Below are 24725 nucleotides of genomic sequence, written 5' to 3'. Positions count from 1 at the left end.
CTCGTATCTCGTATCTCGTATCTTTATAGCGCTTTTTGGGTAAAAAACTGTTTGTCTTCCCAGCGAAGAATAGTCAAATCTCCTCCCCACACACATCCTGTATCGAGTCCAATCACGTCTTTTCCGTTATAGCCTTCAAGCGCAGCCCAGTGCCCAAAAACAACGCTTTTATCTAGCTTTATGCGTTGTGGAAAGTCAAACCAAGGTACTAACGGCTCAGTGGTAATTTCGTTAGGTGGCAGTTTACAGGCCATGTCGAGTCGACCATCCGTAAAACAGAATCGCATTCGAGTGAAACTGTTGATCGCATAGCGATAGCGCTCAATCCCTTCTAAATCTTTATGCCATAAATCAGGCGTATTGCTGTACATATTCTCGATAAGCCACTGCCAACGGTCCGATTTCAGTAATGACGTTATCTCTCGATTCTCTGTACGTGCTTGTTCCAAGTTCCATTGAGGAGAGATGCCTGCATGTGTCATGACAAACTCAGGGTGTTCTTGCATCAAGGGTTGTTGTCTTAACCATTCCAGCAATTGGTCACGGTCTTCAGCGTCAAGAATTGGTTGAGTCTTGTCTTTTGGTTTGGCTGAAAAGAGGCCTAAGGATACCGCAAGTAGATGTAAATCATGGTTACCTAATACCACCTTCGCTGCGTCACCAAGGCTGCGAATAAAGCGTAGTGTCTCCAATGACTTAGGACCTCGAGCGACCAAATCACCAGCGACCCATAAGGCATCTTGTTGTTTATCAAAGTTGATGGTTTCAAGCAGTAATTGAAGTTCGTCGAAGCACCCTTGGATGTCTCCGACAATATAATTCGACACAGCATTTTCCTGTAAGTGGTAGAGATGTGTACTAGTTAAGAATATTGGGGATAGCCAGTCTAAATGGGTCGACTTCTGTTATGAAATCAATGCCTTTATGATCGGCCATCACATAGTGACCTTGCATAACACCCACAGGGGTTTCGATGACGGTACCGCTGGTGTAGGTGTATTCGTCATTGGCTTCAATCACTGGCTGTTGTCCAACCACGCCATCACCTTCTATGGTGAGTTGCTTACCGTTGGAATCGGTAATCAGCCAGCGGCGAGACATGAGTTGCACCGTTGTTTTGCTGAGGTTTTTGATGGTAATGATATAAGCGAAAACGTAGCGACTCTTAGATGGTTCAGATTGTTCTTCAATATATTTAGAATGAACCTGGCATTTGATACAAGGCGTAGATATATCCATATTCGCACCTTTTGTTGTTGGTATGCTTTAAGTATTACATAAAAAATAGGCTCCTCACCGAAGTGTAGGAGCCTTTTTCGATTATTTGTCAGCGTTGTGACTGTCGTGCAACCAGTTCGCCATATCGACAAACTGTTCGAGCGTCAGGTTCTCAGGGCGCATGCCAGGGTTTACACCTAGCTCTTCAAGCACTTCTTTATCGATCAAGCTCTTGTAGCAGTTACGAACCGTTTTACGGCGTTGGTTAAAGCCTTCACGGCAAACACGATCTAACCATTTTAGATCTTTTGCTGGGTAAGGTAACACTTCGTATGGTTGCAGACGTACAACTGCTGAATCTACTTTCGGTGGTGGAACGAAAGCCGTTGGTGGCACTTCCAGTACAGGTGTTACCTTGCAGTAGTATTGAGCCATAACCGTTAGGCGGCCGTAAGCCTTAGTACCAGGACCAGCGGCTAATCGGTTAACCACTTCTTTTTGAAGCATAAAGTGCATGTCTTGTACGTCTTTATGGAACTCAAAAAGGTGGAACATCAATGGTGTAGAGATGTTGTATGGCAAGTTACCGAAGATACGTAGCTTGTTGTTTGGCTTAACAAGTTGTTCGAAATCGAACTTCATTGCATCGCCTTCATAAATTGTTAACTTTTCAGCAAGATCAGGGTGATTACGCAGACGTTCAGCAAGATCTCTATCTAATTCAATCACTGTTAACTTGTCGACAAGTTTGCCAACAGGCTCAGTAATTGCGCCAAGACCAGGACCAATTTCTACTAAATTCTGACCTGGTAGTGGATTAATACTCGATACGATTCCATCAATAATGTATGGATCGTTAAGGAAGTTTTGACCAAAACGTTTACGCGCTTTGTGCCCTAAGTGGACATCATTTCTCATTGTTTTTTCTCAACTAATTCAATGGCGTGCGTGAGCGCTGTTCTAAAGCTCCCTGTATCGGCTTGGCCTTTCCCTGCCAAGTCTAAGGCGGTACCGTGATCGACTGATGTGCGAATAAACGGTAAGCCAAGCGTGATGTTCACTGAGCGACCAAACCCTTTGTATTTCAATACCGGGAGTACTTGGTCGTGATACATACCTAAAACAGCATCTGCATCTTGCAAATATTTTTCATTAAAGATGGTGTCTGCTGGCAATGGGCCAACTAAATTAATACCATCTTTGTGGCGAATTTTTTCTAGCGTAGGGGTGATGGTTTCTATCTCTTCACGACCCAAACAACCATCTTCACCCGCATGTGGGTTCAATCCACACACGTAGATAGTTGGTTTCTCTATAGCAAATTTTTCGACCAAATCTTTATGCAGAATAGCAATGATTTGCTTTAATCTGTCTTCGGTCACTGCTTGAGATACATAAGCTAGCGGGATGTGCGTTGTTACTAGAGCAACACGCAGCCCTTCTGTTGCCAACATCATCACGACAAGTGGAGTATTGGACTTCTCTGCAAAGAACTCGGTATGGCCACTAAAAGCAACGCCAGCTCGGTTAATTACACCCTTGTGAACAGGGCCGGTGACAATAGCATCAAATTCATCATTCATACAGCCAATTGCTGCGGTTTCTAAAGTATTTAATACGTAATGACCGTTAGCCTCGTTGAGTTGGCCTGCAACTGCTGTTTCAGCTAGTGGAACGTGTTTCACAACCAATGTTCCAGAGCGTTGAGGTTGCTTGGGCGCGGTTGAATCGTAATCCAACAGCTCAACCTCAATCCCTAACATTTCAGCTCGCTCTGCTAATAGGCTTTTATCCGCACAAACCACGAGCTGATGTGGCCAGCTTTCTTGGGATAGAGCTAGAGTTAAATCTGGCCCAATTCCTGCTGGTTCACCTGCCGTAATGACAAGGCGTTTAGTTGTCATCTTGGTCGTCCTCGACCACTTCAACAAAGGCGCTAGCTCTTACTTCTTGCAGCCAAGCACCGACTTCTTCGTTGAACTTACGGTTAAATAGAATTTGATAAGCTTTGTTTTTCAATGCTGAATCGGTACGGTCGACTTCGCGACGGTCTAGTACTTCAACAATATGCCAACCGTGCACGGTTTTGAATGGCGCACTGATCTTACCTTCAGGTAGCGTTTCTACTTGGTGTTTGAACTCAGGAACGTATAAATCTGGAGTTTGGTAGCCTAACTCACCATCTTGTACTGCTGAACCTGGATCTTGGCTGTATTGCTGTGCAAGATCACCAAAGCTCGCTTCACCTGCGTTTACACGACGAGTGATTTCTTCAAGCTGCTCTTTCGCACCGTCATCACTCAAGATAACCGTTGGCTTAATCAAAATATGACGTGCATTAACTTCGGTAACTGCAACGGTTTCCAAACCTTTTACGTCTTCAATTTTTAGAATATGGAAGCCAACACCACTTCGGAAAGGACCGATGATGCTGCCTTTATTCTGCATTTTGATTTGGTCTGCAAAAATCGTAGGCATCTCTTCTTTACGCATCCAACCCCAATCACCACCTTGCAGTGCTTTAGGGCCTTTTGAGTAAGTATATGCCATGGTGCTAAAGTCTTTGCCGTTGTTTAGCTCTTTCACTAAATCAGTCGCTTGTGCTTCTAATTCTTCTTTGGTTTGGTCGTCATTAAAACGCAGTTGAATGTGGCCGATTTTGTATTGAACTGTCGCATTAGTCTCTTGAGCTAATATATCCGCTAGGTTATCGACCTCTGCTGGAAGAATGTTTATACGGCGACGAACTAAGGCATTACGTGCTTCACTGGCTGCAATTTCTTTTCTTACTTGCTCGCGAAATGCATTGTAGCTTAGTCCTTCTTCTGCAACCGATGCAGTAAGTTGTTGAACTGTTTGGTTGTTATCTTTCGCAATGCCTTCAATCGCTTGATCAAGTCGAGCATCATCAATTCGAACCCCAATACGTTCCGCTTCTTGAGTCTGAATTGTATCGATGATCAGCTTTTCTAGAACTTGCTCATTCAGTACATCTTGTGATGGTAATGTTTGTCCGCTTTTCTTCGCGTTTGCGCGCAGTGTTTTCATTGAAGTATCAATGTCACTTTGTAAGATCACGCCTTCGTTGACGATCACTTTTACACTATCGAGTTCAACCGGTGCTGCATAGCTTATTGAGACAGTACAAGCCGCTGCGATAGCAATTAATGTGCGTTTCCACAATGTCATGTGTAATCCTTGATATCTACTGATGTTTTGTCAGTAAAGAAAATTAGTTGTTTAAGAAGAATGGGCGACCATAGCTGAGTGCGTTATTTGAGCTCGTTTCACTTACTTCGCTTGAATCAGAGCCTATATTGGTACCAAATCCAACAATGCCGAAGTTAAAGCCAAAGTTTTTCTCGTAAACTGGCGTTGCGTTCGATGTGTTGATGTAATCACCTTCCCATCTTCGCAATTGGTTACTGTAGGTGAAGCCGATATACCAACAATCTGACTTGTAATTGAGTTTCGCTAACCACTCAAGGTTCTCTTCGGTCGTTAAATCATAGAAATACTGGGCGCTGGCATTCCACTTACGCGAAATCTGGTAGGCTCCTAGTAATCCTGCTTGAGATATACCATCTTTAGTAATCGATCCAACATTAAAATCAACAGTGTCTTCGATATACTCTTTGGTTACGTAGCGGTAGTTGGTTTGGATATAACCACCAGAAAAACGGTACTCAATGGTGCTGTTAGCTAGTTGCATCGCTGACGTGTCGATATCGTACTGTACACCGCCATGATAAAATAGATAGTCGTCATAGTTAAAGTCGACCTCTACTGCCCAAGACGAGTAGTTCGAATTCTTATTTTTAGTATCGAGTTGTAAATTTTGTTTCGTGTCTTTGTCGATATAGAAGATCTGTCCAAAAGACACATTGAGACGCTCTTTATATTCATCATCAAAGAAACGAGATGATGCACCATAGCTGACTTGGTTAGCTGCAGCGATATGGTCTACACCACTGTACTTACGGCTTCTAAACAGGCCATAGTAATCAGTCTGCAGAAGTGTCGTATCGTAAAGGCCGATGTTGTCTTGATCTTCTTTTGGTACGTACAAGTATTGAACTTGGGGCTCTAAAGTTTGAGTGTAGTCGCCAATGACCTTGGTACCTCTCTCTAAAACGATGCCTGCATGGCTTCGAAATTCAGGTATTACACGGGATACTTTCTCTTCAAGGCCGTAATTGGGGTTTGTTTTTTTTGTTCCCGTTGTCGTATCTACACCATCAAGATCTTGTTGGTAGTAAGTCCCAAGCAATCGGGCTTCTGTGGTCCAAGTACCCCAAGTGTTGCCTACTGGAATTGTAATTCCCGGCTCAACGTGAATACGAGTTGCCGATGGTTTCCCTTTTGCATCTGTATCAAACAGAGATACATGGCTGACCAAGTCGAAATCTAAATACTCCATTACCTCAGGGGCATAATAGTTATATTCAAGCTGTGGGAGCAGGCGGTATGGAAGGTTGTTTGTCGTATTTGTGAGGACCTGAAAATCTCGCACAAGTACAGACGCATCCCAATTTTGAGAACGGTATGTAGCCTGCCCTTCTTGAAGCAGCTGGCCATCTTCACGGTTACCAATGCCGCTTCCGTTTACATCTGTGAAGTACTCGATATCGCCAACTTTTGAGTAATCAATTTCAAACAACCAAGATTCTTGGAATATTCCTGAGTGATTAAGTTGAGCCCCCCAACGTTTGCCTTTCTCAGGGTATTTTTTGTCATCAGGCAAGTATTCAGACTTAATCATCCCGGAACCAAAATCGCTTAAATATCTAAATTCACTGTTAAGCTGTGTACCACGCTCTTTCATGTGCTTAAAAGTGGTTTTGAGGTCATACTCTGGTGCCAAGTTCCAATAAACAGGGATCTCAAATTCAAAACCATCACTTGAGCCATATGATACCGTTGGATATAAGAAGCCTGTTTTACGCGTATCACCAATCGGAACGGTTAAGTACGGCAGATAAAAAACAGGAACGCTCTGAATTTCAAACCTTGGGTTGTAGAACGTAGCCTCTTCTTCATTTTGGTCGACATCGATACTTGACGCTCTTAAGCGCCATGCATTGTCGCCGATAGGGCAAGAGGTGATTGAGCCATCTTCAATCTCATAAACCGCTTTTCCGGTTTTTGCGATGTAAACTGCATCTCCTCGCCCTTGCTCACAGAGGAACTCATAATCGGTATTTTCGAGCGTCATTTCATCGGTAGTCAGATTATTGGTCGCTTTATCTGATACTGATTTAATTTGACCATCACTAAAGTTTACGTTGCCTTCAGCTACAACGATATTTTCTTGTTGGTGAAGTGTTACATTGTCGGCAAGGATGGTTTTGTTTCCTTGGGTAACTCTTACATCACCTGAGTAGATTGCCTTGTCACCATTGATAGCCTCTAAGCGATCGGACTCAACATGAGCGGGAAGTTGTGTCTCGTTTTCTGCAGCGGGCTCGATCAAGCATTGATCTATAGAGGGCATTTCCTGCACACTATTATCGGTGATTGTTTCAGCTTGAGTTGTCGATACGTATAATGCCGTACTTATAGACGCGGCTAACAAGGTGCGGGAAAAAGATTGCATGAAGTTGAACTATCCTGTGTCACTAGATGAAGGGTTGATCTAGTATCAATCCAATTAATAAAGCATTTTCCTTATGATAAAGGAAATATTAGCATTCAGCATCATCAGACAGCATTACTCAGACAAAATTCATAGATAGAGAACACATAATGCAAATATTTGGCAAAATTTTGGGCGCTTTTTTTGGTTTTTTATTTGGGGGGCCGCTCGGTTTAGTTTTTGGCCTATTTTTAGGGCACCAATTCGATAAAGCTCGTCGATTGAACCAATCAGGCTTCAATAGCTCTGGTTTTGGTCGAGGACCAAGCCAAGTCGAAAGACAGAACGAGTTTTTTAAATCCGCTTTTGCGGTTATGGGACATGTTGCTAAAGCTAAGGGGCAGGTAACGGCGGAAGAGATTCAACTCGCTTCTACAATGATGGAGCGTATGAACCTGCATGGTGAACAACGTAAAGCCGCGCAAGATGCGTTCCGAGATGGTAAAGAGAGCGACTTCCCGTTAAGTGATGTACTTGAACGCGTAAAGATCTCGTCAGGTGGGCGTTTTGATCTTCTGCAGTTCTTCCTAGAGCTTCAAGTTTCAGCAGCATTTGCAGATGGAAGCCTGCATCCTAGTGAGCGCCAAGTTCTGCATAAGATAGCGCAAGGTCTTGGCTTTTCTGCAGAACAACTAGAACGCCGTTTACAGATGCAAGAAGCTGCATTCCGTTTTCAACAGCAGGGTGGAAGCTTTGGTGGTCATCAAGGTCACGGGCAGTCATCTGGTTGGCAACAGGCTTCGCAACAAAACCAATTGGCCGATGCGTTTAAAGTTCTTGGTGTAAGTGAAAGTGCTGAGGGTAAAGAGGTGAAGAAAGCTTACCGCAAGCTGATGAATGAGCATCACCCAGATAAACTGATGGCGAAGGGTTTGCCACCAGAAATGATGAATGTCGCGAAAGAAAAATCGCAAGAAATTCAAAATGCTTACGACCTAATTAAGAAGGTTAAAGGTTTTAAATAACATCATTAGAGTCGCTTCATTGGAGCGACTCTTTTGTTTAGCTTCGTTCATCAGTTATAACGTTAAAACTAGTTTGCCTGGTTAAGCGACCAGTCGTACTCATAGCTGATTTTGTTAGTATTCGTAACTGGCTTAGCTAGATATTGGTCTAGGTGTTGAATAAGCTGCTTTTGGTCACCAAAATCCACAGCAAACCACTCATAAATCGATGATAATTGGAGCTTATTGCCTTTAACCAGCACACCTTTATTACTATTCACAAATTCAGAGGCAGCTTGTTCCAGTAGAGGCTCGGTGTTGTCAGCCGTAAAGGCTTGAAGTTGTAGGTTAGGGCAGCCTAGGCTGGCACAGTTTACCGCGTAGTGTGTGCGTGGGTCTTGCCAAATAGGTCTTAAGATTCTGTGTTCAATATCATTGAGTGTCAGCGATTTTCCGTTAACGATTACCACATCATCTCCCCACGGCCCAAAACTAAATAGTCCGCCAAGTTTAGTGATGGATTTGATCGGGTAGGCATCAAGAATCAAATCGACAGTCACGGCGTTATATAGATTAACCCAATAGGCATACTGCTCCGTTTTTGAATAGTCGAGTGGGTTAACCTGTTCTAACTGCTTAATGTATTGCTTCAATTTTGACTTGTCAGTCGCCGTTACTGCCTGATAACGAACTAACGTATTTTGCCCCTGTTTGACCAAGTAGTTATCAAGGAATTGCTGCCAATCTTGATGAGATACCTGTGTTGAATTTGCTTCATTACTTTGGTTCCAGTATGGCCACAGTTCGGATTTAGGTGCAGACCAAGCTAAGGTTGAGAAAAGTAGGCTGATAATAACGAGTAGTTGTTTCATGGCATTCTCCTGATGGCTGACTACTAAGACCTTATGCTCTGTGATTTTCTTTCATGGCTCTTCAGTAAATTAACAGAGCAGAGCTTAATAAACACATTAAGCTAAGCTAAAAACTCAGCCAAATAAAAAAGGTTGGCACTGAGCCAACCTTTTCGATTTTTGAAACTGCTTTTCAATTTCAAGGCTTCTTTATTTTAGGAAGCTTGGAATCTTCTCTTCATACGCAGAAATCTTATCAGCGTGCTGCAGTGTTAGGCCGATATTATCTAAACCGTTCAGCAGGCAGTGGCGACGGAACTCATCAATTTCAAAGGAGTACTGTTTGCCATTCGCGCTCACTTTCATTGCTTCTAGATCGACAGTCACTTCAGCGCCTTCATTCGCTTCTACGAATTGGAAGATCTCATCCACTTCTTGTTCAGTCAATCGAACTGGAACCATTTGGTTATTGATCGAGTTACCGTAGAAGATGTCTGCAAAGCTTGGCGCAATCATCACTTGGATGCCGTAATCAGCAAGTGCCCAAGGTGCGTGTTCACGAGATGAACCACAACCGAAGTTCTCACGAGCCAGTAGAATCGAAGCGCCTTGGTAGCGAGCTTCATTCATTACAAACTCAGGGTTTGGTTGTTGGCCAGCGTCGTCTAGGAAACGCCAGTCGTGGAACAAGTGCTTACCAAAACCAATGCGATTCACTTTTTGTAGGAACTGCTTTGGAATGATCGCATCTGTATCGATGTTGGCCGTATTTAGAGGAACGACTAATCCGGTGTGTTGTTGAAAACCTGACATGTTAAATCCTCTAATTAAAGTTCACGAATATCGACAAAGTGACCTGCGATCGCTGCGGCTGCAGCCATTGCTGGGCTAACTAGGTGTGTACGACCATCACGGCCTTGGCGACCTTCAAAGTTACGGTTTGATGTAGAAGCACAGCGCTCTTGTGGACCAAGACGGTCGTTGTTCATTGCAAGACACATAGAACAGCCTGGTAAGCGCCATTCAAAGCCGGCTTCGATGAAGATCTTATCTAGGCCTTCAGCTTCAGCTTGTGCTTTAACTTGCTCTGAACCCGGAACGATAAGCGCTTGAACATGTTTCGCTACTTGACGGCCTTTCGCTACCGCTGCTGCTGCACGCATGTCTTCGATACGAGAGTTAGTACAAGAACCAACGAACACTTTATCTACGTTGTAATCAGATAGATATTTACCGGCTTCAAGGCCCATGTAAGCCAGCGCTTTTTCTGCAGATGCTTTTTCTACAGGGTCAGCGAAGCTTTCAGGTGCTGGGATTGGTGTGTCTACCGAGATAACCTGACCTGGGTTTGTTCCCCAAGTGACTTGTGGTTTGATGTCTGCCGCTTCTAATGTAACAACCGCATCGAATTTAGCGTCAGCATCGGTTTTCAATGTGTCCCAGTATTCAATTGCCGCTTCTAGGTCTTCGCCTTGTGGAGAGAACTTGCGACCTTTGATGTATTCGTATGTTGTTGCATCTGGAGCAATTAGACCCGCTTTAGCACCCAACTCGATTGCCATGTTACATACCGTCATACGACCTTCCATCGTAAGGTCTGTAATTGCCTCACCACAGAATTCAACCACGTAGCCAGTACCGCCAGCCGCTGTTGTTTTACCGATGATCGCTAGCACGATGTCTTTTGCAGTGATACCCGGAGCAACCTTACCTTTTACTTCGATCTTCATGGTTTTAGCGCGAGCTTGTTTTAGCGTTTGCGTTGCTAGAACGTGCTCCACTTCAGAAGTACCGATACCGAATGCTAAAGAACCGAATGCACCGTGTGTTGCTGTGTGTGAGTCACCACATACGATGGTCATGCCCGGCAGAGTAATACCTAGCTCTGGGCCCATTACGTGCACAATACCTTGGTATTTGTGGTTTAGGTCGTAAAGGGTGACACCAAACTCTTCACAGTTCTTCGATAGCGTTTCCATTTGGATACGAGCCATCTCGCCAGAAGCGTTGATGTCTTTAGTTTGCGTCGATACGTTGTGATCCATGGTCGCAAAAGTTTTGCCTACTTGGCGAACTTTACGGCCTTTTTCACGCAGGCCATCAAAGGCTTGTGGCGACGTTACTTCGTGGACTAAGTGGCGATCGATATAAAGAATTGGCGTTTCGCCCTTCGCTGCAACCGCAACGTGAGCGTCATAAACTTTTTCGTATAAGGTTTTTGCTTGCTGGTTTGTCGACATAGCTTTTCTTCCTTGGGAGCATCAGTCCCAGTGTTTGTTTCGAGCCAAGTCATGCGGTTTACGATGACTTGGCTTGATATTATTCTTATGTACTTGCTTCTAATCGGAGCATTTAGCTTATGAAGCTAAGATGTACTCAGCGATCTTGTCACCCATTTCAGAGGTAGTTAGCGCTTGGTTTTTGCCAGCAAGATCTGCCGTTAGCTCGCCTGCAGAAAGTGCTTTAGAAACCGCTGCTTCGATGTCTTGTGCTGCCGCTTCTTCGCCTAGGCTGTAACGAAGCATTAGCGCTGCAGAAAGAATTTGCGCGACTGGGTTCGCAATGTTCTTACCTGCGATATCTGGTGCGCTGCCACCTGCTGGTTCGTATAGGCCGAAGTTGCTTTCGTTTAAGCTTGCAGAAGGAAGCATACCCATGGAGCCTGTGATCATTGCGCACTCATCAGAGATGATGTCACCAAAGATGTTTGAACATAGCATTACGTCAAACTGAGATGGGTCTTTGATTAGCTGCATGGTCGCGTTGTCGATGTACATGTGGTTTAGCGTGACATCTGGGTAATCTTTTGCGATCTCTTCAACCACTTCACGCCATAAGATAGAGCTCTGCAGAACGTTTGCTTTGTCGATTGAGTAAACGTTTTTGTTACGTAGACGTGCAGATTCAAACGCAATCTTTGCAATACGTTCGATCTCGTAACGGTGATAAACCTCTGTATCAAAAGCTTTCTCAGTTGCGTCTTCGCCTTCACGACCTTTAGGTTGGCCGAAGTAGATGCCGCCTGTTAGTTCACGAACTACAACGATATCGAAGCCGTTACCTGAGATGTCAGCACGCAAAGGAGAGAAAGACTCTAGACCTTTGTGGATTTGTGCAGGACGTAGGTTACAGAACAGTTGGAAGTGTTTACGTAGAGGAAGTAGGGCACCACGCTCTGGTTGATCGTTTGGTGGGAGATGTTCCCACTTAGGTCCGCCAACCGAGCCAAATAGTACTGCGTCAGATTCTTCACAGCCCGTTACTGTCGCTTCTGGAAGTGGACAGCCGTGATTATCAATTGCGATACCACCAACATCATACTCTTCGCGAGAAAAGCTAATCGCGTGCTTCTTTTCAATCGCGTCTAGCACTTTATGTGCTTGCTGCATTACTTCTGGGCCAATGCCATCACCAGGTAGTACGGCAATCTTGTATGATTTATCTGTCATGTTAATCCTTTAATTCTTGTTACTGAGCTTTTTGGCTCGTTTTAAATTTTGTCCCTAAAGCCAACAACATCGGCTCTAGGGCTCTGTTATTGGGGTCTTAAACTGTCGCGAATTTTTGCTGCTTCATTTCAGCAATAGTGTCTGCGCGTTGAATGCTATTGATAACGTGTAGCAACGCTTGACCAGAAGCTTCAACGATATCGGTTGAAACGCCAGTACCGTGGTACTTACGGCCTTTATAGTTAGCAATGATGTCCGCTTGACCTAAGCCATCTTCGCCTTCACCTTTTGCAGTTAGGTCGAACTTATCCAACGCTATTTCGTAGCCTGTTAAGCGGTAGATACATTGGTATAAAGCATCAACAGGGCCATTGCCGACAGCGGCTTCGCATTTCTCTTCATCACCACATTGCAGTTTGATGCTGGTGGTAGACATAACACTACCAGATTGTACGCTTAGGTAGTTAAGTTTATAGAAGTCATCTTCGTCGCGCAGATTTGCGAAGTGCATTAGTGCTTCTAGGTCGTAATCGAACACTTGGCCTTTACGGTCAGCTAGCTTCAAGAAGTCTTCGTACAATGAATCTAGGTTGTACTCATTGTCTTTATAACCCATAGCGTCCATGTGGCTCTTCACAGCAGCACGGCCACTACGGCTTGTTAGGTTCAAGGCTTTGTTTTTCAAGCCAATAGACTCAGGCGTCATGATCTCGTAAGTGTTCTTGTTCTTTAGCATGCCATCTTGGTGAATACCTGAAGAGTGGCTGAATGCGTTAGCACCGACGATTGCTTTGTTGTCTTGAATTGGCATGTGGCAAAGCTGACTTACCAACTTACTGGTACGGTGGATCTCCTTGTGATCCAAACCAGTATGAACACCCAAAAGCTCTTGACGAGTTTTGATGATCATTGCGATTTCTTCTAGAGAACAGTTACCAGCACGTTCGCCAATACCATTGATTGTGCCTTCAATTTGACGAGCGCCCGCTTGCACAGCAGCAATTGAGTTTGCAACCGACATACCTAAGTCATCGTGACAGTGAACAGAGATGATCGCTTGGTCGATGTTGGGTACGCGATCGAATAGCGTCTTGATAATGCCACCAAACTCATTTGGTACTGTGTAGCCCACTGTGTCTGGAATGTTGATGGTTTTCGCGCCTGCGTTAATCGCGGCTTCAACCATGCGACATAGGTTGTCGATAGGGGTACGGCCGGCATCTTCACAAGAGAATTCAACATCATCGGTATAGTTACGAGCGTGCTTGACTGCTTTCACTGCCATCTCTACTACGTCATCGTAGCTGCGGCGTAATTTGTCTTGTACGTGAACCGTTGATGTTGAGATGAAGGTATGAATACGGAACTGGTCAGCAACTTTAAGCGCTTCGGCAGCGGCATCGATATCTTTCGCTACGGCACGAGAAAGCGCACAAATACGGCTGTCTTTGATGTGTTTAGCGATGGTTTGTACTGACTCAAAATCACCCGGAGAAGAAATAGGGAAGCCAGCTTCGATAACATCTACACCCAGTCTCTCAAGAGCATAAGCGATCTGTAACTTCTCTTTTACCGTAAGGCTTGCAGCCAATGCTTGCTCGCCGTCACGTAAGGTCGTGTCAAAAATTATTACTTGATCGTTCATGGGTGCTTCCTTATATCGATAATGAATCGATTGCTATCCAAATTATTAAGAATGATGTTCTTTTAAAAGTGCCAGTTACAAAAAAACCCGCTTAGTGCGGGTTTTAATATTTGTGTAGTTCTTGACCCACAACTTACCCGCGCGATTGGTTCACGATAAGGAGAAGTTTCAGCAGTAGAGAAGAAGAAAAAATCATTACACAAATATCCGTAAATAAACTGTTAACACCATATTTACCGTAATTTATTCTGAGCGTCAAACAAGAAAATCCAATATCAGCGTGCATTGGCAGTGTTTTGGTTTTGTTTGTGCTGTTTTTTGTTTCAGTGTTAGCGATATCAACTAAATGGTGGTTTTGTATTGGCGGGTTAGTTTATCGTTTGGCTGATGTGTAGGTTAAAACTTTGTAGTAAATATTTTTAATGGAACGATTCACCAAAAAAATCACAAGCGTGACTAAAGTAATTAATCAATTGATTAAATAGTGAGTAATTAATCTTCTACTCTTATGCCTGTTTATCTCTATAATTAATCGAATGATTAATTATAGAGATAGGTTGATGCCATGACAGCACGAAAAGCGGGGCGACCTCAACAGAACTTAGATGTTCGACAACTATTGATTGAGCATGCTCGTGATCTGTTTGTCGTTCAGTCATACGACAAGGTCTCGACACGCCTGATTGCTGATCGTGCGGGTGTGAACATTGCGATGATCCGTTATTACTTTGGCAGTAAGGCTGGATTATTTGAGGCGATGCTGCGTGAAACGCTACGACCGATGCAATTGCAAATGCAGAGATTGGTTGAAGAAAGCAGCCATGAGAACTTTCTTGATTTAATGCGGACTTACTATAAAGAGATGGTCAAGGTGCCCAAGTTTCCTCGCTTGATTGCTCAAGTGATGAATATGCCTCCCTCTGAAGTGCAAAGAGAGTTGCTCGAAAAGGTTTTTCTCGATGTCGCCAAGCCAGCCCAAGATGTCATTTTTGAAAAGCTGGTTGAACAAGGCATCTTAAAACAGAACATGGATCCAAAATTGTGTCGAGTTTCGTATATAAGCTTGATGGTGTTTCCATTCATTGCTCCGCCCCCTCTATTAGCAATCCATGGTATTGAGATTAATGAAGAATTTCTTAACCGTTTAATCGAACACAACATTCAATTGATGACCGAAGGCTTTATCAACGCACCGAGCCCTTCTGCAGTGCAGGACAAAAGATAATGAAAATAAATAAAAAACTACTCTTCTTTCCAGCACTTGCGGTTGGTGTCATCGGCCTTGTGACTGCGATTAGCTTAAAGCCAGATCTGCCGACTAAGCCCGCGGGAGATAGGGCTCGTCTAGTCGAAACAATCAGTTTAGAACAACAAATGATCGCGCCGTTGGCGGTGGGCTTTGGCAAAGTAGTCCCTAAAGTTGAATGGAAAGCCATCGCCGAGGTGACAGGGCAGATTGTTTATCGACATCCAGACCTAGAAAAAGGTCAGATAATTCCAGCGGGAACTGAGGTACTTAAGATCGATCCTTTGGATTACGAGTTGAAGTTGGTACAAGCTGAAGCGGATCTTAAATCAAGCCAGACCTCATTAGCTAAGTTAAACCAAGAAGAAGATAACCTTAAGCAGACCCTAAAGATCGAAAAGAACCGTTTAGTGATCAGCAATAAAGAGCTGCAACGTAAACAAGATCTGCGTAAGAAAGGGCTCACTTCTCAATCCGATGTTGATTTGCAGCAGCAAAGTGCGTTGTCTCAACAGAAGCTTGTATTGGATATTGATAACCAAATTGCATTGATGCCAGATGAAAAGCGTGTTGCGGAAGCAGTGATTAAGGTGAATGTCTCTAAAGTAAAAGAGGCGCAACGCTCTTTGGATAAAACGACCATCTCCTTGCCTAGAGCGATGCGAATTGCGCAGGTCGATATTGAACAAAACCAAGTGGTTAATCTTCAGCAAGAGATGTTTGTTGCTCACGGGATTAAGGTTATGGAAGTTGAGGCGCAACTCTCTATTCACGATATGCAAACTTTAGCCTCCAGCTTTAACCAGTTCCCTCGTGATGCCGCAGGTATACCAAACCCTTATGAAGCGCCGATCAAAGCAAGTATTCAACTTAACAGTGGCAGCCTTAACCTCAATTGGCCTGCAAAGGTGGCGAGAATCAGCGAAACCGTTGATGAGAACCAAGCAACAGCAGGGATCATTCTTGAAATCGCGCAAGACTACTCACAACTGCAACCAGACAGCGCAACGCCTTTAGTCAATGGTATGTTTGTTAAAGCGGAGATTGAAGGCTTGGCCAACCTTAGTTGGGTTGTCCCAGAGCGCGCTCTGCACGGTGATAAGGTCTATCTGATGGATGACAGCCAGCGCTTACAAGTGGTGAATGTTGAAGTGCTTTATCGTCGAGATAACCAAGTGGTGGTGGATGGTGAACTGCACGCGGGTGATAGGTTAATTCTCAATGACGTTTTACCTGCGATTGAAGGCATGTTATTGAAAGAGTCGAACTCTGAAGAGGCTGAGCTTGAATCGGATACTCAGGAGAGCGCCTCATGATCAAGTTCTTCTCTAGGCACCCAACAGCAGCAAACTTGTTGATGCTTGGGTTGTTGATTTTGGGTATAAGCTCACTATCAACCATCAAACGTGAAACCTTTCCTGCCTATGATCCACCTTACATTATGGCGGCGATCGTTTATCCCGGCGCATCACCACAAGAAGTGGAAGAGAGCTTATGTGTGCGAATGGAAGATGCAGTAGACGGCTTAGCCAACATTGAAGAGACTCAGTGTGAAGCCATCGAAGGCAGCGCTCGTTTAATTCTCAAGTTAAATGAGAAAGCGGACATTGGCCGAATGCTGGTGGACGTGCAAACTCAGATCAACTCGATCAATGATTTCCCTAGTGAGATTGAATCTCCGGTTGTTCAAGAGTTGGATTGGAATGAACCGGTAGTTGATATCGCGATTACAGCCGAAACCTCATGGCCAGAACTTAAGGCCTACGCAGAAGATCTAAAGCGCACGATGAAGCTTGATTACGACGTTTCATTGGTTGAGGTCAGCGGTTTTTCGGATCACCAATATCGTGTCGAACTGGATACCCAAGCCATTCGCCAGTTGGGTTTGAGTGTCGGTGATATCGCCGACCAAATTGGCCGTCAGAATGTAAAACTGCCAAGCGGTAACGTTGAGACGCCAGACAAAAATTTTCTGATTCGTTTTGATGAAAGACGCATCACTCCGGTTGAATTAGAGAGTATCGTGGTGGGTTCTGCGCCTAATGGCTCGGTGATTCGTTTGAGAGACATAGCCAAAATAACCGATCGCTTTGAGCTTGATGAGCAGAAAGTTTTATTTGATGGCAAACCATCAGCCCTGTTGAAGATCAGCAAAAATAAAGAAGATGATGCACTACGAATTAAAGAGAATGTAACGCGATTCGTTGAAGATCAAAGCGCGATTGCTCCTGACGGCGTGACACTACAAATGACCAACGATCTCTCCTCTGTGCTGTGGGATCGTTTAACCATGATGGTGCGTAATGGCTGGCAAGGTATTGTGCTGGTGTTCGCCACCATGTGGTTGTTCTTCAGCTTACGCTATTCATTCTGGGTGGCGGCAGGGTTACCGGTTGCCTTCCTCGGTGGCCTGTTCTTGATGGCCAATTTAGGCTTGTCGATTAACATTATGTCGCTGGTCGGGTTGTTGATGGCAATCGGTATTATGATGGATGACGCCATAGTGATAGCCGAATCTATAGCTTCCCATCTGGATCGGGGGCAAAACGTTGACGATGCGGTGTACAACGGTGTGAAGAAAGTGCTCCCCGGAGTCTTGTCTTCTTTCCTAACCACTGTGTGTATCTTTGGTAGCTTGTTGTTCCTTGATGGTGAAATGGGTGCGGTGCTTAAAGCGGTGCCTCAGGTGCTTATCTTGGTGTTGTCGCTGAGCTTAATCGAAGCGTTTCTTATTCTACCAAATCACTTATCTCATTCATTACACAAAGAAAAAAATGATAAGCCAGCGCTGCGCTTTAAAGTCGTTCTGCTTGAGAAATTTGAGAACTTTCGCAATACCACTTTGATGAACATGGTCGAGAAGGTCGTGACGTTCCGCTATGCCTTTATGGGCGGAGTGCTTACCCTGCTGCTGCTTTCGGTAGCATTGATTGCAGGTGGCGTTGTCAAATTCCAACCTTTCCCTGAGTTGGATGGTGATATTGCCGAGGCTCGCATCATTCTTCCACCGGGTGCATCACTGTCTCAAACCGAGAAAGTGGTCGATAAAATAGTCGCATCTGCTGAACGTTTGAATGAGCAGTGGAGTGAAGAGGTTGAGGACGGTAATAAATTGGTTGAGCATATCACCAGCCAATTCAATGCAAACGCAGATGCCAATGAATCAGGCCCACACTTAGCCACTGTGCGCTTAGACTTGCGTGGTGCAGAGAGTCGCAACACGGTGATCGATGATTTTATTGATGCATGGCGGGAAGACATCGGCGATTTGGCTGATCCTATCTCGCTAGTTTTCAAACAACCGACCATGGGGCCGGGCGGTCGTGCTATCGAGATCCGCGCCAAACATGATGATCTTGCCGCGTTGAAATCGGCTTCTTTAGATATTCAAGAGTACCTCAATCAGTTTGATGGTGTGCACGGCGTGCTTGATGACATGCGCATGGGTAAGGAAGAGATCTTAGTTAAACTGCGCCCAGGTGCTGAAACCTACAATGTTAATGGGCAGATGATTGCTTCCCAATTGCGTGCGGCCTTCTTTGGTCAGACTGCGGATGAAATCCAAATTGGGGTCGAGAACATTTCGATTGAGGTACGCCTTGATAAAGAACAGGCAGGGGATTTGCAGCAACTAGCTAACTTCCCAATCATCACTGCAGATGGCAGCCAGATTCCGCTAGCGACATTGGCAACGCTAGATTTCCAACGTAATTACGTGCGAATTCAGCGTATTGATGGGCTGAGAACCATCAGTATCTTTGGTGATATTGACAATAAGAAAGCGAGCTCTTCAGCAATTTTGGCTCAGTTCCAAAAAGATGAAGCAGCCAAGCTTATTCAAAAGTATCCGGGCTTACGCTTTGATTTTGAAGGGGAAGCCAAAGATGCGGCGAAGACCGGAGCCTCAATGGGTAAAGGCTTCCTATTGGGTTTATTCGGTGTGTTTGCGATTCTGAGCTATCAGTTCCGAAGCTACTTGGAACCGATCGTCGTAATGTTAGCGATTCCACTGGCCTTCATTGGTGTAGTTGTTGGTCACTGGCTGTTAGGGCACGCGTTAAGCATGCCGAGCATGATGGGCTTTGTGTCGCTTGCCGGAATCGTGGTCAATGATTCCATCTTGCTAGTGCAATACATTCGTCACCATGTTGATGAGGGAGATAGCGTTCATGACTCGGTGGTGAAGGCCAGTCGTGAGCGTTTCCGTGCGGTATTCTTGACCTCAATGACCACAGCGGCAGGTTTGCTACCGCTGTTGACGGAAACCAGCTTGCAGGCTCAGGTTATCCAGCCTCTGGTTATTTCAATTGTGTTTGGCATATTTGCTTCAACCTTACTGGTGTTGTTTATGATCCCTGCCGCTTACGCGATACTGGCGGACTTTGGTTTAGTGAAAAAGCATGAGCCATTAGCGCTATAGCCTTTAGCGCTATTATCATTAGCGAACGCTATAACCATTAACACGATAGAAGTAGCGTTTGCTTGCTTATATAAAGAAGTAAAAACGTAGAACAATAAAGCGGCCTAGTGCCGCTTTATCTTTATAGGGTGTTTGCTTCATCACCTTGGGCTGAACAGCTTCACTGCGCATCCCACGGAAATTTCATTTTAGTTCATTCAAAACGTCACCTAACTGTCATTTCAGGGGCATACCTTGAGCCTTAACTGAATAAGGATTGTTAAGGAGATCGTATGCGTACTATCGAACCGATTGTCCGCTGGGATGTGGCATTTTCTGTTTTCTGTTTGAAGAACCGTTATAGCGGGCAACATGCAACATTGAGTAAAGCGGTGTCTCATACCGGGGATGGTCATCTATATGTGTTGATCGCTCTGATTGCGCTGTTAGCTGATGGCTACACAGGTCGTGAATTTTTAATGGTTGGTCTAGCCGCTTTTGTGATAGAGCTACCGATTTATTGGGTAGCCAAAAACACCCTAAAGCGCCGCAGACCCGCTGAATTCTCTTCATTACTTCACTCTCACATTGTGCCGTCAGATAAATACAGCCTGCCTTCTGGGCATTCCGCTGCTGCTTTTGTAATGGCGACTCTCATCGGGCATTTCTATCCAAGTCTCTATCTATTTAGCTTGATTTGGGCGACAGCGATTGCTGGCTCTCGAATCTTACTCGGTGTGCACTTTTTAACGGATGTACTGATTGGCGCGGCCTTGGGCATCGCTTGTACTAGCCTTGCTATCAGCTTCATCTTGTAATTATTTTGTTGGCAGCAACCACTGCCGAGCTTAAGTGGCAAGCATAAAGGAACATGCATGAAAATCTTATATGGAGTACAAGGCACAGGGAATGGTCACATCGCTCGAGCGAGAGCAATGGCTGTGGCTTTCCGTCAGCAAAATATCGATGTCGACTTTCTGTTCTCTGGGCGAGACGAGAGCAAGTACTTCTCGATGGAAGCGTTTGGTCACTATCAGATTCGCAGCGGCTTAACCTTTTACAGTGAGCAAGGGCAGGTTAAATACGGCAAGACATTCATCAAGAACAATATCTGGCAATTTCTCCGTGAAATTAACCAGCTCGATCTTACGCCTTATGATTTAGTGATTAATGACTTTGAACCTGTGACGGCATGGGCGGCTAAGAGACAAGGTGTGCCATGTATTGGGATAAGCCACCAAAATGCGTTCCGTTATGATGTGCCTAAAGAAGGGGGCAACTGGATTGAACATTCTGTTATTCAGCATTTTGCGCCAACAGAGCACTCAATTGGACTGCACTGGTATCACTTTGAACAGCCAATATTGCCACCGATCGTTCACACGCTCACAGGTGAACAACAAACCAAAGCGCAGCAAGATTTCACTCTGGTCTATCTGCCGTTTGAGGAGCTAGAGGCGATATCAGAGCTATTGATGAAGTTCATTTCTCATCACTTTGTTTGCTATCACCCGAATGTTATTGAGTATAACCGAGTCGAAAATATTGAGTTCAAACCACTCAGTCATGTCGGCTTCCAATTCGATCTCAATCAGTGCTCTGGTGTGGTGGCCAATGGCGGTTTTGAATTACCCTCTGAAGCCCTAACGTTGGGCAAGAAGTTGCTCCTTAAACCACTTGATGGGCAGTTTGAACAACAGAGTAATGTGGCGACGCTAGAGGCTCTTGGGTTAGCTCAAACCATGAGTTTTTTAGACGCGGCTATCTTGCGTAGTTGGCTCGGTGAAAAACAGGCAGAAATAGTCACTTATCCCGACGTGGCAAGTGCACTCGTAGAGTGGGTTTTAGCGGGCAATTGGTCCAACCAAGATGCCTTAAGAAAGCAGCTTTGGGACAAGGTCGACTTTCCTAGTTATGCATCACTCACGTAACCCATAAGTGTTATTTCTGAATTGCCTAGCCGAACGATTCACGAGTTCAATAATTTGTAATAAGTGTAACCAAACGATAGGACAGCTAAATAAGTCGAAAGGAAACTCATAAGTGACGCATTTTATGTTTTTTTATAACTCTATAAATTGCTGATTTTTAAGTGTTAATTAATCATTAAGGTAAAATAAAATTATTCTTTATCAATCTTGTTGGTAGCTCGAGATGTATTGGTTAATAGTAATGGTAATCCGAAAAACATCGGTCTGATAAATATAAGAATTAGTGGTTATCTATTCCCACACCATTACCAATTTAACCCTGTCGAACCGACAAGAGGCAACTTGAATGTTAGAGAAAAAAGACGCAATGAGTGCAATTGCAAGCTACAGAATGGAAAGCACACTTCGTGGAGTCGACTTAAATCTTTTGACTGTATTTGATGCAGTTATGCAAGAGCAAAATATTACACGTGCAGCTCACAATCTGGGCATGTCTCAGCCAGCGGTAAGTAACGCGGTTGCTCGTTTGAAAGTAATGTTCAACGACGAACTATTCATGCGTCAAGGTCGTGGTATCCAACCGACTCAACGTGCTCGTCAGTTGTTTGGTCCAATCCGCCAAGCGCTGCAGTTAGTACGCAACGAATTGCCAAGTTCTGTGTTTTCTCCAGAGTCGTCTTCTCGTCTGTTCAAACTTGCAATTTGCAGCCCTTGTGACATGCGTTTTGCTCCTAAGATTATGTCGACAATCAACGATCAAGCGCCTAGCGTTAAACTGCACATGGATGCAGAATTTGACCGTCAACTTTCTGAACGCATGCGTTACCAAGAAATTGACTTCGTTATTGATTACTCGCGTTTTGATGAACAAGGTTTCTCAAGCACTGAAATCTTCCAAGATGAATTGGTTGTGGTAGCTTCTGCTTCTCATCCGCGCATCAACGGTGAAGTTTCAGCGGCAGAGTTGCTTAACGAAAAGCACGCTAAACTGTCTCGCATCCATGGTCAACGTAGCTTCTCTGAGCAAGCTTACCGTGACCTCGATTGCACACCTTTCTATGAAGGTACGAGCCTAAGCAACGTTCTTTACGTTGTAGGTCAGTCTGAGCTAGTAACGATTGCTCCTCGTTGGATGGTAGAACATGCAGCAAACAAAGAGCAGCTTCAGATTCTAGACTTCCCATTTGATAATGCGGCAATTTCAGGCTTCCTAAGCTGGCACGAATCAAGTGAAAAGGACAAAGGACACATTTGGTTACGAGATCAGTTAATGATGATCTGTGGCGAAGTAGTGGCACTTAACTAGACACTAATTCCTATGATTTATAAGCCCTAAGCTAGGAGTCTGGCTTGGGGCTTTTTTGTACCTGCTATTTTTGTTGATAGAAAACTTAGCGTGAGACGTACTATTACTTATAACTTTGAGCTTCATCAGTTGCCTTTTCCATGATCAGAGGTACACTTGTGCGCTCAAAAAAGCTTACAGGTGTAAGCCAAAGGTAAAGAGATGGCCAATTTAGATTTTCATATCGTAAAAAGACTTCGTGACCAAATTGCCCAAGGCGGCAACCGTACAGCTTTGAAGCACAAAGTAGGCAATGTATGGCAAGGTATTAGCTGGGAACAATTTGGACAACAAATCGATACGCTTTCATTAGCACTATTGGCTCAGGGATTGAGAGTTCAAGATAAGATCGGTATCTTCTCGAACAATATGCCTCAGTGGACGGTGGCTGACTTCGCATCCTTACAAGCGCGTCTTGTAACGGTACCAATCTACCCAACCAACACTGCGGCACAGTCTTCTTACATTATCCAAAATGCGGATGTGAAGATCTTATTTGTAGGTGAGCAAGCTCAGTTTGATGCCGCTGTTAACATCTTTGAAGAGTGTGAGCAGCTTGAAATCATCGTCGCTATGTCTGATGACATTGATCTGCAAGGACACAGCTTTGCTGTATCTTGGCAAGAGTTCATGGTTCGTGGTGTTGAAGAGCAGCAAGCTGAGCTTGATGTTCGCTTAGCCGAAGCATGTATGGACGACTTACTGACCCTGATCTATACCTCTGGTACTACTGGTCAGCCGAAAGGTGTAATGCTTGATTACACTAATATTGGCTATCAACTAAAAGGCCATGATGAGCGTCTCAGCTTAAGCAAAGACGACGTCTCATTGTGTTTCTTACCTCTATCACATGTATTTGAACGCGCTTGGACTTTCTATGTCCTCTATAAAGGCGCAACTAACTGCTATCTGCAAGATACCATGCAAGTTCGTGATGCGCTGAGTGATGTTAAACCAACAGTTATGTCTGCTGTTCCTCGCTTCTACGAGAAGATCTTCTCAGCGATTCACGAGAAAGTATCCAAAGCACCGTTTATTCGTAAAGTACTCTTTACTTGGGCTGTGAACATGGGCGCGAAGCTTTCTGTTTGTCATCAAGAAGGTCGTACACCATCATTCATGCTGAAGAAGAGTCATGCGCTTGCTGATAAGCTTGTGCTCTCTAAACTGCGAGCTCTGTTAGGTGGTAACATCAACTTCATGCCATGTGGTGGCGCGAAGCTTGATGAAACCATTGGTCGCTTCTTCCACGCAATTGGTATCAATGTAAAACTTGGCTACGGCATGACAGAAACCACGGCAACAGTATCGTGCTGGGATGACCGTTGTTTTAACCCTGATTCGATCGGTATGTCGATGCCGGGCGCTGAAGTAAAAATTGGCGCTAAGGACGAGATTCTTGTTCGTGGCCCAATGGTGATGCGTGGCTACTACAAGATGCCAGAAGAAACCGCGAAAACATTCGATGAACACGGCTTCTTGAAAACCGGTGATGCGGGTCATTTTGATGAAAATGGAAACCTGTTCATTACAGACCGTATCAAAGAGCTGATGAAAACCTCTGGCGGCAAGTACATTGCACCGCAAGTGGTTGAAGGCGCAATTGGTAAAGATCACTTTATCGAGCAGATTGCTGTTATCGCTGATACGCGCAAATTCGTTTCTGCACTGATTGTTCCTTGTTATGACTCGCTAGAAGAGTATGCCAAAGAGCTTAATATCAAATATCATGACCGTGTGGAACTTGTTAAAAATCACCAAATAGTAGAGATGCTAGAGAAACGTGTGAATGACTTACAACAAGAGCTAGCGAAATTTGAGCAAGTGAAGAAGTTCAAGTTGCTGCCAAAAGCGTTTTCTATGGATGATGGTGAGCTAACACCGACCCAGAAACTGCGTCGTAAGGTTATTAACGATAAGTATCAAGACGAAATCGAAGAAATGTACACTGAAAAGTCGAAAGATAAGTAGTTTTCTACTTAGATAAATTTTCAGTTGTTTAAAAATCCCCCTACGAATGTGATTGCATTTTTAGGGGGATTTTTTAGGTTCATCGCGGATT

The 24725-nt window shown here is 44.4% G+C and carries 19 protein-coding genes; 8 read left to right on the top strand and 11 right to left on the bottom strand.

What is annotated here, in order from left to right:
* Positions 1-23: 23 nt before the first annotated feature.
* From AB4407_RS15975 to lptD, 6 genes are all read right to left on the bottom strand, one after another.
* Entirely contained in the window at positions 24-827 is an 804-nt protein-coding gene (locus AB4407_RS15975; protein WP_372121254.1) for a symmetrical bis(5'-nucleosyl)-tetraphosphatase, read from the bottom strand.
* A gap of 31 nt (positions 828-858) precedes the next feature.
* Positions 859-1239, bottom strand: a complete 381-nt coding sequence (gene apaG / locus AB4407_RS15970) for a Co2+/Mg2+ efflux protein ApaG (protein WP_372121253.1) — start codon at positions 1237-1239, stop codon at positions 859-861.
* Positions 1240-1320: 81 nt separating this feature from the next.
* Positions 1321-2136: a 16S rRNA (adenine(1518)-N(6)/adenine(1519)-N(6))-dimethyltransferase RsmA gene (rsmA, locus tag AB4407_RS15965; RefSeq protein WP_372121252.1), complete on the bottom strand. Its 816-nt coding sequence runs from the start codon at positions 2134-2136 to the stop codon at positions 1321-1323.
* Positions 2133-3122, bottom strand: a complete 990-nt coding sequence (pdxA, locus tag AB4407_RS15960) for a 4-hydroxythreonine-4-phosphate dehydrogenase PdxA (protein ID WP_372121251.1) — start codon at positions 3120-3122, stop codon at positions 2133-2135. Before pdxA ends, rsmA begins: the two co-directional genes overlap by 4 nt.
* A complete protein-coding gene (gene surA, locus AB4407_RS15955) occupies positions 3112-4407 on the bottom strand; it encodes a peptidylprolyl isomerase SurA (RefSeq protein ID WP_372121250.1) in 1296 nt (431 codons plus the stop codon). The genes pdxA and surA overlap by 11 nt, the downstream gene beginning before the upstream one ends.
* A 43-nt stretch (positions 4408-4450) precedes the next feature.
* Positions 4451-6814 carry an LPS assembly protein LptD gene (gene lptD / locus AB4407_RS15950; RefSeq protein ID WP_372121249.1) on the bottom strand — a complete coding sequence of 788 codons (2364 nt, stop codon included), beginning with the start codon at positions 6812-6814 and terminating at the stop codon, positions 4451-4453.
* Between the two features lie 149 nt (positions 6815-6963).
* Between lptD and djlA the strand changes: the two genes are divergently transcribed.
* A complete protein-coding gene (djlA, locus tag AB4407_RS15945) occupies positions 6964-7818 on the top strand; it encodes a co-chaperone DjlA (RefSeq protein ID WP_372121248.1) in 855 nt (284 codons plus the stop codon).
* Positions 7819-7886: 68 nt separating this feature from the next.
* On the opposite strand, the gene AB4407_RS15940 is transcribed toward djlA, so the two are convergent.
* From AB4407_RS15940 to leuA, 5 genes are all read right to left on the bottom strand, one after another.
* The gene (locus AB4407_RS15940) at positions 7887-8669 is read right to left on the bottom strand and encodes a DUF547 domain-containing protein (RefSeq protein ID WP_372121247.1); all 783 of its coding nucleotides are present in this window, start codon (positions 8667-8669) and stop codon (positions 7887-7889) included.
* 189 nt (positions 8670-8858) lie between these two features.
* Entirely contained in the window at positions 8859-9461 is a 603-nt protein-coding gene (gene leuD, locus AB4407_RS15935; protein WP_372121246.1) for a 3-isopropylmalate dehydratase small subunit, read from the bottom strand.
* A 14-nt stretch (positions 9462-9475) separates the two neighbouring features.
* On the bottom strand, positions 9476-10888 hold the full coding sequence (leuC, locus tag AB4407_RS15930) for a 3-isopropylmalate dehydratase large subunit (RefSeq protein WP_372121245.1): 1413 nt from the start codon (positions 10886-10888) through the stop codon (positions 9476-9478).
* Positions 10889-11005: 117 nt separating this feature from the next.
* Complete coding sequence (gene leuB / locus AB4407_RS15925) at positions 11006-12097, bottom strand: 3-isopropylmalate dehydrogenase (protein ID WP_372121244.1); 1092 nt, start codon at positions 12095-12097, stop codon at positions 11006-11008.
* Between the two features lie 97 nt (positions 12098-12194).
* Positions 12195-13742: a 2-isopropylmalate synthase gene (gene leuA / locus AB4407_RS15920; protein ID WP_009847816.1), complete on the bottom strand. Its 1548-nt coding sequence runs from the start codon at positions 13740-13742 to the stop codon at positions 12195-12197.
* 565 nt (positions 13743-14307) lie between these two features.
* Between leuA and AB4407_RS15915 the strand changes: the two genes are divergently transcribed.
* The 7 genes from AB4407_RS15915 to AB4407_RS15885 all read left to right on the top strand — a co-directional run bounded on the left by AB4407_RS15915 (position 14308) and on the right by AB4407_RS15885 (position 24634).
* On the top strand, positions 14308-14967 hold the full coding sequence (locus tag AB4407_RS15915) for a TetR/AcrR family transcriptional regulator (protein WP_009847815.1): 660 nt from the start codon (positions 14308-14310) through the stop codon (positions 14965-14967).
* Positions 14967-16304, top strand: a complete 1338-nt coding sequence (locus tag AB4407_RS15910; protein WP_372121243.1) for an efflux RND transporter periplasmic adaptor subunit — start codon at positions 14967-14969, stop codon at positions 16302-16304. Before AB4407_RS15915 ends, AB4407_RS15910 begins: the two co-directional genes overlap by 1 nt.
* Positions 16301-19408, top strand: a complete 3108-nt coding sequence (locus AB4407_RS15905) for an efflux RND transporter permease subunit (protein WP_102250509.1) — start codon at positions 16301-16303, stop codon at positions 19406-19408. The genes AB4407_RS15910 and AB4407_RS15905 overlap by 4 nt, the downstream gene beginning before the upstream one ends.
* A 272-nt stretch (positions 19409-19680) precedes the next feature.
* Positions 19681-20205 carry a phosphatase PAP2 family protein gene (locus tag AB4407_RS15900; RefSeq protein WP_372121242.1) on the top strand — a complete coding sequence of 175 codons (525 nt, stop codon included), beginning with the start codon at positions 19681-19683 and terminating at the stop codon, positions 20203-20205.
* Positions 20206-20262: 57 nt separating this feature from the next.
* Positions 20263-21318 carry an MJ1255/VC2487 family glycosyltransferase gene (locus AB4407_RS15895; RefSeq protein ID WP_372121241.1) on the top strand — a complete coding sequence of 352 codons (1056 nt, stop codon included), beginning with the start codon at positions 20263-20265 and terminating at the stop codon, positions 21316-21318.
* A gap of 346 nt (positions 21319-21664) precedes the next feature.
* Complete coding sequence (gene leuO, locus AB4407_RS15890) at positions 21665-22624, top strand: transcriptional regulator LeuO (RefSeq protein ID WP_372121240.1); 960 nt, start codon at positions 21665-21667, stop codon at positions 22622-22624.
* Between the two features lie 201 nt (positions 22625-22825).
* Positions 22826-24634: a long-chain fatty acid--CoA ligase gene (locus tag AB4407_RS15885; RefSeq protein WP_372121239.1), complete on the top strand. Its 1809-nt coding sequence runs from the start codon at positions 22826-22828 to the stop codon at positions 24632-24634.
* Positions 24635-24725 lie beyond the last annotated feature (91 nt).

It is taken from the genome of Vibrio sp. 10N.261.46.E11, assembly GCF_041472735.1.
Taxonomy (GTDB): Bacteria; Pseudomonadota; Gammaproteobacteria; order Enterobacterales; family Vibrionaceae; genus Vibrio.
This window is presented reverse-complemented; position numbering and strand designations above follow the sequence as displayed.

Bases quoted from the DNA above. Each gene is read 5' to 3' on its own strand.
- apaG (WP_372121253.1), bottom strand. From the start codon at position 1,239: ATGGATATATCTACGCCTTGTATCAAATGCCAGGTTCATTCTAAATAT.
- rsmA (WP_372121252.1), bottom strand. From the start codon at position 2,136: ATGAGAAATGATGTCCACTTAGGGCACAAAGCGCGTAAACGTTTTGGT.
- pdxA (WP_372121251.1), bottom strand. From the start codon at position 3,122: ATGACAACTAAACGCCTTGTCATTACGGCAGGTGAACCAGCAGGAATT.
- surA (WP_372121250.1), bottom strand. From the start codon at position 4,407: ATGACATTGTGGAAACGCACATTAATTGCTATCGCAGCGGCTTGTACT.
- lptD (WP_372121249.1), bottom strand. From the start codon at position 6,814: ATGCAATCTTTTTCCCGCACCTTGTTAGCCGCGTCTATAAGTACGGCA.
- djlA (WP_372121248.1), top strand. From the start codon at position 6,964: ATGCAAATATTTGGCAAAATTTTGGGCGCTTTTTTTGGTTTTTTATTT.
- AB4407_RS15940 (WP_372121247.1), bottom strand. From the start codon at position 8,669: ATGAAACAACTACTCGTTATTATCAGCCTACTTTTCTCAACCTTAGCT.
- leuD (WP_372121246.1), bottom strand. From the start codon at position 9,461: ATGTCAGGTTTTCAACAACACACCGGATTAGTCGTTCCTCTAAATACG.
- leuC (WP_372121245.1), bottom strand. From the start codon at position 10,888: ATGTCGACAAACCAGCAAGCAAAAACCTTATACGAAAAAGTTTATGAC.
- leuB (WP_372121244.1), bottom strand. From the start codon at position 12,097: ATGACAGATAAATCATACAAGATTGCCGTACTACCTGGTGATGGCATT.
- leuA (WP_009847816.1), bottom strand. From the start codon at position 13,742: ATGAACGATCAAGTAATAATTTTTGACACGACCTTACGTGACGGCGAG.
- AB4407_RS15915 (WP_009847815.1), top strand. From the start codon at position 14,308: ATGACAGCACGAAAAGCGGGGCGACCTCAACAGAACTTAGATGTTCGA.
- AB4407_RS15910 (WP_372121243.1), top strand. From the start codon at position 14,967: ATGAAAATAAATAAAAAACTACTCTTCTTTCCAGCACTTGCGGTTGGT.
- AB4407_RS15905 (WP_102250509.1), top strand. From the start codon at position 16,301: ATGATCAAGTTCTTCTCTAGGCACCCAACAGCAGCAAACTTGTTGATG.
- AB4407_RS15900 (WP_372121242.1), top strand. From the start codon at position 19,681: ATGCGTACTATCGAACCGATTGTCCGCTGGGATGTGGCATTTTCTGTT.
- AB4407_RS15895 (WP_372121241.1), top strand. From the start codon at position 20,263: ATGAAAATCTTATATGGAGTACAAGGCACAGGGAATGGTCACATCGCT.
- leuO (WP_372121240.1), top strand. From the start codon at position 21,665: ATGTTAGAGAAAAAAGACGCAATGAGTGCAATTGCAAGCTACAGAATG.
- AB4407_RS15885 (WP_372121239.1), top strand. From the start codon at position 22,826: ATGGCCAATTTAGATTTTCATATCGTAAAAAGACTTCGTGACCAAATT.